Raw genomic sequence first — 14,511 nt, forward strand, 5'->3', positions numbered from 1 at the left:
ATGGATCGGGTCTTCGTCGAATATTACGAAGAGGAACTGACCCACATCCGCGGCCTTGCGGCGGAATTCGCCGACATGCATCCGGCGGTGGCGCGCAACCTTTCCCTCGATACGGTGCCCTGCCCGGACCCCTATGTCGAACGGCTGCTGGACGGCGTCGCCTTCCTCGCCGCTCGCACCCGACTGAAAGTCGACGCCGAGCGCTCGCGATTTTCGCGCAGCGTGCTTGAAGTCCTCTATCCGGATCTGGTCACGCCGGCGCCCGCGACGGCAATGGCCGTGCTGAAACCCGGCCAGCAGGTGCAGACCATGCCCGCCGGCCACGTCGTCAAGCGCAACACGCGGCTGGTCTCCAGCCTTCAGCCCGGCCTGTCGACGCGCTGCACTTTCTCCACCGCGCAGGACATGACCCTGTGGCCGATAGCGATCAGTTCGGTCAGCTACTTTCAGGATCGCAGCGCGCTGGCCGCCGCCGGCATCGGACCGGTCGGCGGCACCGGCGGAGAGGCGGCGCTGCGTCTCGCGCTGACGCGGACCGGAAAAGGCAAGCTCGACGAATTGGCGCTCGACCGGCTTGACCTCCATTTTGCCGGACGCACCAAGGCGCCGCTTCTGTTCGACGCGATCTTCGGTGCCTGCGTTGCCGTCGGCGCTCGACCGGAAGGCAAGACCAACCGGCTGTCGCCCCTGCCGGCACCCGAAATGGTCGGCATCAGCGACGACGAGGCTCTGATGCCGCGCACCCGCCCGACATTCGAAGGGTACCGCCTGCTGCGCGAATACTTCATCATGCCGGAGCGCTTTCACTATGTGCGGGTCCTGGGGCTGCAGCCGGTGGTGCGCAAATGCGAGGGCGGACTGGAGATCATCTTCCTGTTCCGCCGCCCGGTGCCCGAGCTCGCCGACCTGACGCCGGCGGATTTCGAACTTTTCGCGACGCCGATCATCAATCTGTTCGAGCGTGAGTGCAACGTCGTCGAGCTCGATCAGCGCAAGACGCGGCAGGTGCTGCACGCCGACCGCACGCGGGCGCGCGACTTCGAGATCTATCGTGTCCTGCGCGTCGAGGATGCCGACAGTGAAGGCAGCGACGCCGAGATACCGGAGCTGTTCAGCCTCGGGCAGAACCGCGGCAGCGGCTGGGTCTATTCGACGGAACGGCGCCCAAGGCGGGCAACGGAAGATGAGCGGCGCGACGGCCTGACCCGCACGTCATACACCGGGGACGACGTTTTCCTGGCGGTATCGCGGCCGCTCGCAAGTCCCGCGAACCGGCCATTGAAGCGTCTCGACATCATGGCGCTTTGCACCAACCGCGATCTGCCGATCCTCGACGACAATCCGACCTTGACGCTCGAGGCCGGCGACCCGGTCGAATCCGTCCGGCTGCTCGGGGCGTTGCGCCCGCCGCAGCCGGCCATCCCCGCGGCGCTGCCCGCCGGGGCCGATGGCGAATCCCGGGCCGACGATCTCGCCTGGCGAATGGTGGCGCAGCTGGCACTCAATTTCTTGAGCCTCGCCAAGGAGGGCCGCGGCGTCGACCCGCTGCATGCACTGCTCGATCTCTACGCCGACCGCGGCGATCCGAGCCTTGCCCGCAACGTTCATTCGATCGTGCGCATCGACTCGCGCTCGGTGATCGAACGGCTGCAGATCGACGGGCCGATGTGCTTCGGGCGCGGCACGGAAGTGACGCTGCATGTCGATCAGTCGGTGCTGGCGGGGCAAAGCACCTTGCTGCTTTCGGCCTTGCTGGCGCGGCTGTTTGCCCGTCATGCCGGAATAAACGGCTTCGTGCGAACCCGCACGCGGCTGCTGCAGAAGCAGGAGGATGTGCCATGGCCGATGACGCCCGGCAATCGCTACCTGATCTAGACAGGACACCTGATCTGGACAAGATCGGCCCGGACCGGGCCGAAGCTCTGTCCGAAGCGTTCGACTTTTTCGAACTGCTGCGCCGTCTCGAACAACGGGGCGGCCTGTTCGGCCATTCCGGACGCCCCGACCGCGAGCCGGCAAGGCTCGGCCAGCATGTGCGGCTGGCCTTTTCCGCGCGCGACCTGGTGCAATTCCGCGAGGCCAGCGAAAAGGCACCGGCGCGGGTCACGGTTGCAAATCTCGGCCTGTTGGGACCCGAGGGCCCAATGCCGCTGCATCTGACGCGCTGGGTGCTCGACCGCCTGTCGCAGCGCTGGTTCGCCGGCGCCGACGCACAGCAGACCAGCGACACGACATTCGTGGACTTCGTCAACATCCTTCAGCACCGCATGATCGCCCTCTACTACCGGGCCTGGGCGGATGCGCATCCGGCGGTCCAGGTCGAGCGCGCGGTCGGCGGCCGCGTCCGCGCCATGCTCGAAGCGATGGCGGGGATCGGACTTCCTGGCACCCAAAATCCCGATCTCGACACCGTCAAGCTCCGTCAGGCGGCGTCGCTCGCCAGTCAGGTCGACGGCCCGGAACGGCTAACGCTGTTCCTGGCGGAAGCGTTCAGAGTGCCGGTCCAAATCAAGGAGTTCATTGCCGCATGGATAACCATACCGGCCGGGCTGCAGACCCGCCTGGCAAAAGCCTATGCGGGGCTGGGCAAAGGGGCGACGATCGGCCCGCGCGTCTTCAGCCGCCAAAGCAGGATCGAGCTGCGCGTCGGCCCTCTCGGCCTCGAGGAATTCAAGGCATTCCTGCCGGGAGGTCCGCGCCTCAAACTGTTCAAGCAGGCCGTCCGCGACATGGTCGGCGAGTCGCTCGACGTCGATTTGCGCATCGTGCTGGCGCGTGAAGCGGTGCCGCCGCCCCGCATCGGAACGGTCCAGCTCGGCCGGACCGCCTGGCTTGCGCGGCCCGCCGAAAGGGGCGATGCTGACGATCTGCGGCTGCGGACAATTGTCGGATGGCGGCCGGAAATGGCGGGGGTCGCGGCATGAGCCTGCTGCTGACGCTGGAGCAAGGGCCACGCACCCAGGCGGTACGGCAGACCCGGCTGGACGAGGGCGAGCTGGTGATCGGCCGCAGCGCCGACGCGGGCTGGCAGATCAACGATCCCGACATGTTCGTTTCCCGCGCCCATTGCAAGATTACGGGCGGGCGAGACGGATATTTCGTCACCGACACGTCGAGCAGCGGGCTGTTCATAGACGACTCCGACAGCCCGCTCGGTGCCGGCAAGTCGACGCGCCTTCGCTCCGGCATGCGGCTGAGACTTGGCGACTACGTCGTCCATGTCGACCTGCAGATGCCAACCGCCCAGGCACAAGCGGCCAGCCAGCCGGTTCCGGAACGCCTGCCGCCGGCATCGCGGGCGCCGATAAGCATCGGCCGTGACGACTTCTTTTCCGCCAAGGTCGAGGAAGAACCGCGACGACCGCGTCCGGCCGATCTGCCAAACCCGTTCGAGCAGCCGGTTGCAGGCGCGTTCGAGCGTGCCGCCTCCAGCCAGCGCAGCTCGCCTGCTTTCGATGACCCGTTCAGCCTCGATCCGGTTTCGACGCCTGTGTCGAAGGACGCCGCCCCCTACCGCGAACCGGGCGGCGCGGCGAGCCAGACGGACCCATTCAGCCTCGACCCCTTGCCGTCCCTCGGCCACGGCGCCCAGCTCGCTCCGGGAAAGCAGTCCGATTTCAACGATGATTTTGGTTTCGGACCCGCCGCCACAGGCGGTTCGACAAACGGTGTCGGCCAGGCCGGACAGCATGAGCGCGGCGCCCAACGACCCGCCAATCCCTGGGATCTGCCTGTGCAGGCAGCCGACGCCCCTCCTCCAGTCCGCACAGGTGCCGCTGCCACGCCAGCCCGCCCGCCAGTAGCAGCGGTGCCGGGAGACATGGCGCTTCGCGCCGCATTCCTGCGCGGTATGGGCGTCGAGGAAGCCGATTTTCCCGGGCGCGACAGCATCGCGGAAATGGAGAAGTTCGGCCGCGAATACCGGCTGATGATGGAAGGCCTGATGCAGCTTCTGCGCAAGCGGGCCGAGGAGAAGGGAAACGCGCGCGTCGCCCAGACCATGGTCGGGGCTTCCGAAGTCAATCCGCTCAAGTTTCTGCCGACGGTCGACGACGCCATCGTCACGCTTCTTGCCGAGCGCAGCCCCGGATTTCTCGCCGGCGAAGCGGCTATCGCCGACGCGGTTCGCGATCTCGCGCAACACCATGTGCGCGCCTGGCGCGGCGTGCAGGCCGCTTTGCGCCGGATGGTCGACCGTTTTGACCCGGCCGCGATCGAGGAAGAGCTGAAATCGAATTCGGCGATCGGCACCCTGCTTTCGGGCGGGCGCGGCGCCAAGCTGTGGGAGCTCTACCAGAAACGCCATCGTGAAATCGCCGAGAGTGCCGAGAAAAGCTTCCTTGGCGAAATCGGCGCCGATTTTCGGGACGCATATGAGGAGGAGTGAAACATGATCGACCGACGCGAATTCATCGTTGCCCTGGGCGCGACCGGGCTGCTTGCGGCTTGCCAGAGCGGTCCGCCGAAACCTTCGGTGATCACCGTCAATGTGACCGGCGGCGCCGGCATGAACCCGGGACCGGGCGGCGGCGACCGGCCGGTGACGGTTCTCGTCATGCGGCTGCGCAGCACCGGCAAATTCAATTCCGCCGACTACTTCGCGCTGCAAGGCGATGCCGGTTCCGCGCTGGGCGGTGATCTCATCGGATCCGACCAGATCGCCGTCGGGCCGGGAAAGTCCGCGTCGAAAACCATCACCGTCGAGCCGGACGCGACGGCACTGGGCTTCGTTGCCCTGATCCGCGAGCCTACCGGCAAGAGCTGGCGGACGACCAAGTCGGTGTCGGCGGGATCGAAATTCACGATCAATGTGACGATTGGCAGCGGTGGCATTTCCGCCTAGCGGCCAAAGCAAAGGGAGCTCGATGCAGAGAGTAATGGCATGAGCGATGCAAACAGGGTGCTGTGGTCCGAAGGCCTTTTCCTGCGGACCCAGCATTTCCAACAGCAGGATCGCTTCTTCGAAGCGACGGTGCGCGGCGCGTTGCAGGCCGGGCAACTGCACACGTTCGGCTTTCAACAGCTGACGCTGGACCAGGCATTGCTGGAGGCCGGCCAGATCTCGATCCTGTCGGCACGGGGCATCTTCCCGGACGGGACGCCTTTCTCCATTCCCGACATGATGGATGCGCCGCGACCCTTGCCGGTCACCCCGGACACGGGCGCCGGACCGGTGCTGGTCGCGTTGCCGCTCGAGCCGCCCGGTGGGGTCGGCTTCGATCCGGCGCACGCCGCCGCCTCGGGAGCACGCTATCATGGGCGGATCGTCTCCGTGCGTGACGCCGTCCAGGGTGGTTCAGATCCCGAAGAAATCGAAATCGCCCGTCCGCAGGCGTTGCTGCTTGCGCCCGGCAGGTCGGTCGGTGGCTACACAGCCTTGCCGATCGCCGACCTCAAGGGGATAAGAGCCGATGGCGGCGTCTCGCTGGACGAGGCCTTCCTGCCACCGACACTGGTGACCGGCGCGGTGGCCTGGTACCGGCAATTGCTGCAGGAAGTCGTCACCGGCCTCGACCAGATCGCCGAGGCACATGGCAAGATGGTCATGGGCGGACCGGGACGCAGCGTCGAAGACCTGCTGATGCTCCATCTCGCCAATGCAGCGCGGCCGCGGCTGGCCCACATGCTGGCGCAGGATGTATTCCATCCGGCCGAGCTTTACCTGGAACTTGCCGGGCTCGCCGGTTCGATGGCGACCTACGGATCGAGCGCGCGGCGGCTGGGCGAGTTGCCCGCTTACGACCACATGGCGCCGGGGCCTGCCTATATGGCGCTGGCGGATGCGTTGCGCTCGCTCATCCTCAGCCTGCGTTACATCGAGCCGAAATCGCGGGCGCTGCCGGTCATGCGGCATTCGACCAATGTCTGGAAGATCCGCATCGACAACCCGAAGCTGCTGGTCGCCAGCCGCATCGTCATCCGGGTCGGTTCGGAGCTGTCGGAAGACGCGCTGCGCAAGATCTTCGTCAACCAGGCGACCGTCGGTTCGGCCGACCAGTTCGAGGGCCTGTGGAAATCGCGTCTGCCCGGCATCCCGCTGAAACCGCTTCATTCCCAGCCGCGCGAGATCCCTTACGACGGCGATCGGCTGTGCCTCGAACTCGACCAGAAAAGCGAACACTGGGCGTCGCTGCTCGATGCCCCCGGCTTCGTCATCGGCGTTTCGGGCGTGTTGCCGAGCGAGCCGCAGGTGGACTGCTACTCGGTGAACAGGTGAGATGATGAGCCGCGATGATCCGTTCGGACTGTCGGAGGATCGCGAACGCACCCGCATACGATTGACCGGCGCGCCGGCACCGCGGCCGATGGCGCCGCTCTTGCCAGGCGCGGCGGTAAAGCGGTCTCGCACGCATCCGAACGCGCTCGTCAACGCATTCGCACCCCTGCTCGAATTCGCGCCCGAGCTTGAAAGCGCGCTGGCGCCGGAGAACCCGGAAGCGCTGCGCACCCGATTGCTCGAAGAACTGGTTCGGGCACGCGACACGGCAATGGCGGCGGGGTCCTCGCTGGAGCGGGCCGATCAGGCGGCATGGGTGGTGGCGGCGTTGCTCGACGATCTCGCCTTGAACACGCCCTGGGGCGGAGCCAGCGCCTGGCCGCGGCAGCCGCTTGTGGTGATGCTGCGCGGCGATGTCGATGCCGGCACGCAGTTCTTCACGCGCCTCGACGAACTGGAACGCCATCCCAACCGCGACCGCGAATTGCTGGAACTGCAGTATGATTGCATGGCGCTCGGCTTCCGCGGCAAATATCGCGTGCCCGGCCGCTCGGGCGACCGATCGCTCAACGCCGTTCGCGTGGCGGCGGCGCGCTTCCTGCGCGATGCCGACGCCGAAGGCGCGCCACTGTCGCCAAACTGGAAAGGCGTGGTCGCCTCCGACGAGCCGCAGCGCTTCATCGTACCGATCTGGGTCATGGCGCTCGGTGCGGCGGTCATCGCCACCGCCATCCATGTCGGGCTGTCGATGGGGTTGAGCAGCCAGGCGGTCGAGCTTTCAGCCCTTGTTCGTGCCTTGCCGCCACCTGAACGCGGCGACATCAGCCGCACCTCGCCCAAGGTCGACGCCCCGCCGCCGGAGAAAGTCGATTTTGCGCTGTTGCCGGAATTCCAGTCCGGGGCGCCGGCTGGCCTCAAATCCGCGCTCAGCGGCACCGAGAGCGTGTCGCTGGCCAAGCTGGTCATCCAGGCCTCCAACCCGGAACTGTTCCAGTCGTCGCGGCCACAGCTGACCGACGGCTTCGAGCCGCTGATCGCTTCGATCGCCAAGGTGATCCTCGCCAATCAGGAGCTGATCGGAAACATCACGGTGATCGGGCATACGGACGGCGTTCCCCTGCAGAAGACGAATCCGCTGTCGACCAACCAGAGGCTGTCGGAGGCGCGCGCCCAGACAATCGCCGACATGCTGGTCCAGAACGGCGTGCCGCAGGACCGCGTTCATTCCGAGGGCCGCGCGGCTACCGACCCGGTGGCCAGCGACAGCACGCGCGAGGGGCGAGCCCTGAACCGCCGCGTCGAGGTGCTCGTCGAAAAGAGGCTGTGAGATGTTCATCCTGCGCTTCCTCTGGGCGGTCCTGACATCGCGCTGGCTGTGGACGCTGATCGGCATCACACTGCTTTCCCTGGTCATCTGGGTGTTCGGTCCGATCGTCAGGGTCGGTCCCTACGAACCATTCGCCTCCGAAAATGTGCGCATCGTCATCATCGCGCTGCTGGTCATTTTCTGGCTGATCTGGCTGATCGTCGCCCAGCGCCGGGCGATCCGCGCCAATCGCCTGTTCGTCGCCGAGATCGCCGCACCCGTGGCGGAAAAGCCGCTCAGCCCCGGCGAAGAGAACGTCGCCGCCGTGGGCGCCAAGTTCGCCGAGGTGATGGCCGAACTGAAACGCCGCAAGCTCGGCGGACGCAAGTTCCTGCGCGAGATGCCATGGTACGTGATCGTCGGGCCGCCGGCCACCGGCAAGACCACGGCCTTGCGGCAGTCCGGACTGAATTTTCCGATCGACCTCACGGACGATCTGCAAGGGGTTGGCGGCACGCGCAACTGCGACTGGTTCTTTTCCGAGAACGCGGTTCTGATCGACACCGCCGGACGCTATGTCCAGCAGGAGAGCCAGCCCGATGTCGACGCGGCGGAATGGCTGGGCTTCCTCGACCTTCTGAAGAAGCATCGCGGCCGCCGCGCGCTCAACGGCGTGATCGTCGCGCTTTCGATCGACGTGCTTTCGGAGGGCGACGAAGCGATCAAGGCGCACGGCCGTAAGATCCGCCGCCGGCTGGCCGAACTCAACGACCGGCTGGAAATCCGCCTTCCGGTCTATCTGATGCTAACCAAGGCCGATCTGATCAAGGGTTTCGAGGCTTTCTTCGGCGGCCTGTCGACCGCCTCGCGCGAGCAGGTCTGGGGAACGACCTTCGCGCTGGATGCGCGCGTCGATGCCAAGACGATCGAACGCGAAATTTCGACGCTGGCGACGGAACTGGAGCGGCGGCTGGTGCCGCGCCTGGAGGACGAAGACAAGCTCGCCGCCCGCGCCGAGATCTTCAGGTTCCCTGCTCAGCTGTCCAGCCTGTCCGAACCGATCCAGGTGCTGGTCGAGGCGATGTTCGGCGAAAGCCGCTATGAGGAGGCCGCCTGGCTGCGCGGCCTCTATCTGACATCGGCGACGCAGGAAGGCGCGCCCATCGACCGGCTGACAGCGGCGCTGTCGTCGTCCTTCGGCCTGCCGCCACGGCGGGCCCTGCCCGCGCCAAGGGTCGAGAAACGCAGCTTCTTCCTGAAGAACCTGCTCACCGACGTCATCTTCAGGGAAGCCGGCCTCGGCACGTTCGATCCGCTGGCGCAGCGCCGCCGCGCCTGGATCTGGCGCGGTGCCGCGGCCGCATGTGCAGCGGCGGCCTTGCTGGCCGGCGGGCTGTTCACCTGGTCCTATTTCGACAACCGCAACGCGATCACGGCCCAGGCAAGCCAGTTCGAAGCGCTGCAGACGCCGCTGACCTCCGTTGCCGCAAACCCGGCATCGGTGCAGCAGCCCGCCATCGACAGTGCGCTCGAGGCGATGGACACGGTCGCAAATGCCCGCACAGCACCGCCGGGCGCCCCCCAGGACCTGCTGGGGCCATCGGCCTCGGCCGAACTGGTGCGGGCCCAGACCGATACTTACGACCACGCCCTGCGCAATGTTCTCGAGCCGCGCATGGTGGCGCTGCTCGAGGCGACCATGTGGCGGCAGATCCGCGATCCGGATTTCATGCTCGGGGCGCTCAAGACCTATCGCATGATGACCGGCCTGTCGCAGATGGACCCCGATTTCGCCCAGAACTGGTGGGTCAACAGCCTGCCGGAATTCGCGGCCGCGGCACCGTTTCCGACCGCCGATGCCGAAGAGCATCAGCTTGCCGCCATCCGCCGCATGGCGGTCGATGAAAGCTATGTCGCGCCGGACCAGGCGCTGGTCGCCGAAGCGCTGAAAACGGTGTGCACGATCTCGTTGCCGGCGCGTGCCTACAAGCAGTTGCTGGCCGATCCGGAGGTGGCAGGGCTCAAGGAATGGGTCCCGGCCAATTTCGCCGGCCCCAATGGCGGCAAGGTGTTTGCGCGGCGTTCCGACAAGACACTTCGCGTCGGCATTGCCGGAGCCTTCACCTATGCCGGCTTCCACGACGCCATTCTCGACCGCATCGACGATGTCGCCGCCCAGGCGGCGCTCGACCGCGCGGTTTTCGCCGGCGGCTGCTCGGAGAATTCCGAGACCTCGGTCTCGGCGCTGTCCGAGGATATTCTGAAGCTCTACTATGACGACTACATCGCGCAATGGGACAGCTTCCTGCGCGACATGCGGCTTGCGCCATTGACCGATCTCAATGTCGCCAGCGAAAACCTGAAGGATCTCTCGAGTGCCGATTCAGCGCTGAAGCGGCTGTTGACGGCGATCGTCCAGGAGACCGAACTGACGCGTTCCGACGAGGCGCCCGCCGACGACAAGGCGGCAGCCAAGGGCGCTTCGAAACTGCTCGGCAAGTTGGGAAAACTCGGCAAGCTGGCGACAAGCGGTGCGAAACTGCTGCCCCGCGCCGGGTCAGCCACAGAGGTGGACCTGACCGGCAGTCTGGTGGCCGCGCATTTCAAGCCGCTGAAGAGCACCATTGCCGAGGTCGACGGCCAGCCGCCGGCGCTCGATGCCGCCGTCGTCGCGCTGACCGCGCTGTCGAATGTGCTGCAGACGGTCACCGCCAATCCCAATCCGCAGGATGCCATCAAGAAGCAGGGCGGCCTTGCCGAGTTGACGGGCGCGGTCGCGAGGCAAGCACAGATCCTGCCCGACCCTATCAACGCCTGGCTCGGAGGCATTGCCGGTGACACCAGCAATTTGACACAGAAGGCGGTCACTTCGGAACTCAACGCCATCTGGCGGGCGGACATACTGCCGTTCTGCCAGGCGGCGCTGAACGACCGCTATCCGTTCAGCGCCGACAGCGCGGTGGACGTCAATGTGCGTGATTTCGCCCGCCTGTTCGGACCGGCAGGGCTGATCGACGGTTTCATCAACGACCACCTGATCAACTATGTCGACACCACCAGCCAGCCGTGGAAATGGCGCGCCGATTTCGGCCTCGATCCTTCGGCGCTGGCGGCCTTCGAGCAGGCCAGGCATATCCGCGACGATCTCTTCCCCGGCGGCACCGGACCGGTGATGAGCTTCACGCTCGAACCGAAGGACCTGTCTCCCAACGTCACGCGCGTCACGCTTAATCTCGATGGCCAGACTCTGGTCTACTACAACAACGCGACGCGGCCGCAGCCGATGACCTGGCCCGGCAAGGACGGCACCGGGGTCATTTCGCTCGCCTTCCAGCCCATCGACGGATCGCCCGAAATCATGCTCAACGAAACCGGCAGCTGGGCCTGGCTGAGGATGCTGCGCAGCGGCCGTTTCGCCGGCACGTCGCTCTCCGATGTCTATAGCCTGCGCCTGGGCACGAAAGGCATGTATGCCGATTTCGAGCTCAAGGCCGCCAGCGTCGAGAACCCCTACAATCTGGAGATGTTCAAGAAATTCTCATGTCCGCCGCAGATATGAACACTGGATTCTTCGGCAAGATCCCGGCGACCGGAGATTTCGTCGCCGCCAACCTGCCGCGGATTTTCATCGACCGCTGGGACCGCTGGATGTCGATGGAATTGCTGGCACGGCCCGACGAGGGAGACCTCGACACCCGGGCATGGCGCTTCATCATCCAGGCTGGCATTTTCGGCGACCAGCCCTGCGCCGGCGTGTGGCGGATGAGCGAGGATCGCGTCGGCCGGCGCTATCCATTCGCCATCGTGCGGTTGGGCCCACCACCGGAGCCCCTCGATCCGTGGTTCGACGCGGTCGTGGCGCTGATCCAGAGTTGTGTCGGCGACTATTGGCCGCAAACAAGACTGGCCGAGCAACTGCAGGAATTACCTCCTCCTGGCTCGGCTGGTGATACGCAACGAATTGCGTTCTGGAGTGATGATTGGCAGGTCAAAGAGTTCAGTTTCGCCGACATCCAGGATCTCGCTGCCAATGCCTTGCCGGCGATGCGTGCGGCACCGGCCGAAACGGTGGAATTCTAAGCCGATGGGATGCACCGTATTCGCCGAGAAGATGGGATGGTTCCACAAGGGCAGTGACGGCAAGGGCATTGCCCCGGGTGACGTTTGTTTGACACCACCGCCGCCGCCGGCAGGCCCCCTGCCCGTGCCCTATGTCAACATGCTGTTCGCCAGCGATCTGACAAAAGGCAGCAAGAGCGTCAAGGCCGACGGCAATCCAACGTGCCTGGAGGACGTTTCGGAGATCGCGACAAGCACCGGCAATGAGCCAGGCACGCAAGGCGGTGGGGTCATAACGCACAAGACCAAGGGCAAGGGCAACTTCACGCTCTGGTCTTTCACGGTGAAAGTCGAAGGCAAGGGCGTCTGCCGCCATGGCGATCCGCTACTCCAGAATGAAGCCAGCAGACCGCCGAACTGCACCGCACCCGGCGCGCTCGTGATCCTGAAAGCGGCGCTTGGCAGCGATTATCGCAAGAGCAAATGCAAGACGCCCTACGACAGCGACAAGCACCGCCCGAGCATCAAACAACCCCAGAAGGACGAGGTTTACGGCAAGCAGTGCTGGGAGTGCGCAAAACAGATCCGTGCGGGAAAGCGGGCCAAGACACCAGGCGGCAAATGGATGCGCGAGGAGGACTACGGCAAGGCCGATTCCGGTGGGAAAAAACGCTACAAAAACCGTGATCGAAAGAAGATGACACCGGATCATCAGCCGCCTCTGAACCGTGCATGGGAACTCGGCGGCTGCCATCTCAAACCGTCGCCCGACGCGTTCAAGGAACTCATGAGCAAGCCTGAGATGGTGAGGCCGCATTGTCGCGCGCACTCCAACACACAAGGCACAAAGGTCTCCAAGATTGGCGCCAGCATCAGAGCCGGGCGCTCCTAGAAGGGAATGGAGATGGATAAACGCTACAAGGAGATTCAGGCGCGATACCTCGCTGAAATGCGTACGATCCTGCCAGCGGTCATGGCCTGGTGGAAGGCCCACGCTGTTCGTGATCCGTCCGAGCTTGTCGGTTCGGTTCCACAGAATGATTTCGAAGCCCGGTGGCCGGCCGGACCGACTGCTCACCCTCGGGTTCTCCATGTCTTTCGCAAGTACTTCCTCGAGATCGATACTCTGAACCTCGATAACGAAAGCCGCGAGCCCCCCAGCGGCGGCGAGACAAAGGAAAGCGACTGGGGGACGGATGGAGAGACCGAGGAGGTCGATTTCCAGCTTCCGATCGACCTGCTGGTCGATGATCTGCCCAACGTCGCACCCGATGTCTATGAACTGGTCAGGGGCCTTGTTTTCGTACCCATCGGTCAATCTCCCGACGAGGAGTTCTGCTGAGATGGCCTTCAAGATCGTGCACAATGTCGAGAAAGCCGTGCGCCAATTGCTGGGTGCGCCAACCGATCTCTATGGAGAAATTCCCGATCAAGGCCGGGAAAGACCGCTCGCCGATGCAACCGACGCGCACAAGCGCCTCTATGCCCAATACGTCGCGGACTTTGCGACGACATACGAGATTGGCGATGCGTGGTGGCAAGATTGCGTCGAAGCCTTTGTCCTGGACGGCTATAAAAAATCGGAAGCGATTGATCTGGCCTATGACAAGCGACTTGCCGGCCCCGCCTCCGCGTCCGAGGTTGTCTGGTTCTTTCGCACATACTGGCTGTCGTTCGACGAACTGAACCGAACGCTTCCGCCAGGCGACCGCGTTCCACCGCAAGTCGCCATGCTGGGCTGGCTGGTCGAAGAAGGCCTCAAGGACTATGTGCGCCTGCTCACCTGCATGCCGTACTGGCCGATCGGACTCGACGAGAACGGCAACTGGAGCTGAGCCATGGCCTTTGACGTCTGGCTCGAAAACCGCACACCTTTTGCTGCCGCGACCCCTGTGCAGTTGAATGCGGACGGCCAGGAAGTGCTTGTGGCCATGCTCTCGGCGAGCTTCGAGTCGCCGGAGTCAAACGGCGCATTGCGACCGGCCGCCGAGCAGTTGCCGGTCACGTTCGGTGACGTTCCGTTCGGCGACCCGAGCCTGTCCTCCAACCGATACGAGGCAGACATCGCCCCGGTGAAGCCCGCCGCGGAAGTGATCGTCAACGCAACGGCCCATGCACCGAACGGCAAGCCGGTGCGCGAGATGCAAGTGGGCCTGAGCATAGGCAATGTACGCAAAGTGCTGAATGTCGCCGGCGACCGCATCTACGATGCCGGCAGCTACAGCGCGCCAAATCCTTTCAGAACGATGCCGATCGTCTACGAGCGCGCCTATGGCGGCACGACGCAGGATGGGAGAGCCGAACCACGCAATCCGGTCGGCGTCGGGTTCCATCATGCCGCTTCGGCGGATCCTGCCGTCAGGACACAGGCGCCGAACATCACTTATCCGGGCGAACCGGTCTTGAGCCCTGCCGACCGGCCAAGGCCGGCAGGATTTGCGGCACTGGGCCGTGGCTGGCAGCCGCGGCTCGGCTTTGCGGGCACCTACGATCAGAACTGGGTCGACACGCAGTGGCCGTTGCCGCCAAAGGATTTCGATCCGCGACACCACCTTTGCGCGCCGGCGGATCAGCAGTTGCCGCGGCTTACCGGTGGTGAGGACGTGTCGCTCGTCGGCCTCACACCGACGGGACGCTGGAGCTTCCGACTGCCGCGGATCACGGCACCGGTGAGGTTGATTTATGACGACAGGGTCGTGGTGCACGCCTTTGCGCCGGACACTGTGATCATCGAGCCGGACCTTTGGCGCGTAACGCTGAAGGCACGCCTGTCCTTCGTGACGCGCCGCAACGCCCCGGCTTTGCGTGAGATTGTTTTCGGCCATGTCACGCCGGCGCTGCTTTTGGCACGACGTAAGCGCAAAGAGTATCTTTCACCTCTCGGCGGCGACGGCACGCTGCGTGATCAGCCGGTCTGGCAGCCATGAAG

At 65.0% G+C, this 14,511-nt stretch carries 12 protein-coding genes; all 12 read left to right on the forward strand.

Annotated features, from left to right (window positions below; translation table 11 throughout):
- Genes tssF through JN279_RS31365 form a run of 12 tightly spaced genes read left to right on the forward strand, consistent with a single transcriptional unit; the run spans position 1 to position 14,509 of the window.
- The gene (gene tssF, locus JN279_RS31310) at positions 1-1,875 is read left to right on the forward strand and encodes a type VI secretion system baseplate subunit TssF (RefSeq protein ID WP_202351123.1); all 1,875 of its coding nucleotides are present in this window, start codon (positions 1-3) and stop codon (positions 1,873-1,875) included.
- Positions 1,839-2,924 carry a type VI secretion system baseplate subunit TssG gene (gene tssG / locus JN279_RS31315; protein ID WP_096455192.1) on the forward strand — a complete coding sequence of 362 codons (1,086 nt, stop codon included), beginning with the start codon at positions 1,839-1,841 and terminating at the stop codon, positions 2,922-2,924. The genes tssF and tssG overlap by 37 nt, the downstream gene beginning before the upstream one ends.
- Complete coding sequence (gene tagH / locus JN279_RS31320) at positions 2,921-4,387, forward strand: type VI secretion system-associated FHA domain protein TagH (protein ID WP_202351124.1); 1,467 nt, start codon at positions 2,921-2,923, stop codon at positions 4,385-4,387. The genes tssG and tagH overlap by 4 nt, the downstream gene beginning before the upstream one ends.
- A 3-nt stretch (positions 4,388-4,390) precedes the next feature.
- The gene (gene tssJ, locus JN279_RS31325; RefSeq protein ID WP_096455188.1) at positions 4,391-4,843 is read left to right on the forward strand and encodes a type VI secretion system lipoprotein TssJ; all 453 of its coding nucleotides are present in this window, start codon (positions 4,391-4,393) and stop codon (positions 4,841-4,843) included.
- A gap of 39 nt (positions 4,844-4,882) precedes the next feature.
- Complete coding sequence (tssK, locus tag JN279_RS31330; protein WP_096455186.1) at positions 4,883-6,217, forward strand: type VI secretion system baseplate subunit TssK; 1,335 nt, start codon at positions 4,883-4,885, stop codon at positions 6,215-6,217.
- Between the two features lie 4 nt (positions 6,218-6,221).
- Entirely contained in the window at positions 6,222-7,544 is a 1,323-nt protein-coding gene (gene icmH, locus JN279_RS31335; protein WP_202351125.1) for a type IVB secretion system protein IcmH/DotU, read from the forward strand.
- 1 nt (position 7,545) lies between these two features.
- Positions 7,546-11,082 carry a type VI secretion system membrane subunit TssM gene (gene tssM / locus JN279_RS31340; RefSeq protein WP_202351126.1) on the forward strand — a complete coding sequence of 1,179 codons (3,537 nt, stop codon included), beginning with the start codon at positions 7,546-7,548 and terminating at the stop codon, positions 11,080-11,082.
- Positions 11,064-11,603, forward strand: coding sequence for a type VI secretion system-associated protein TagF (gene tagF, locus JN279_RS31345; protein WP_202351127.1), 540 nt, complete (start codon positions 11,064-11,066; stop codon positions 11,601-11,603). The genes tssM and tagF overlap by 19 nt, the downstream gene beginning before the upstream one ends.
- A gap of 31 nt (positions 11,604-11,634) precedes the next feature.
- A complete protein-coding gene (locus JN279_RS31350) occupies positions 11,635-12,474 on the forward strand; it encodes a DUF4150 domain-containing protein (RefSeq protein WP_183456791.1) in 840 nt (279 codons plus the stop codon).
- 12 nt (positions 12,475-12,486) lie between these two features.
- On the forward strand, positions 12,487-12,924 hold the full coding sequence (locus JN279_RS31355; RefSeq protein ID WP_202351128.1) for a hypothetical protein: 438 nt from the start codon (positions 12,487-12,489) through the stop codon (positions 12,922-12,924).
- A gap of 1 nt (position 12,925) precedes the next feature.
- A complete protein-coding gene (locus JN279_RS31360) occupies positions 12,926-13,417 on the forward strand; it encodes a hypothetical protein (protein WP_096455176.1) in 492 nt (163 codons plus the stop codon).
- 3 nt (positions 13,418-13,420) lie between these two features.
- Positions 13,421-14,509, forward strand: a complete 1,089-nt coding sequence (locus tag JN279_RS31365) for a DUF2169 family type VI secretion system accessory protein (RefSeq protein ID WP_202351129.1) — start codon at positions 13,421-13,423, stop codon at positions 14,507-14,509.
- Positions 14,510-14,511 lie beyond the last annotated feature (2 nt).

The organism is Mesorhizobium sp. 113-1-2 (assembly GCF_016756475.1).
GTDB classification, from domain to species: domain Bacteria; phylum Pseudomonadota; class Alphaproteobacteria; order Rhizobiales; family Rhizobiaceae; genus Mesorhizobium; species Mesorhizobium loti_C.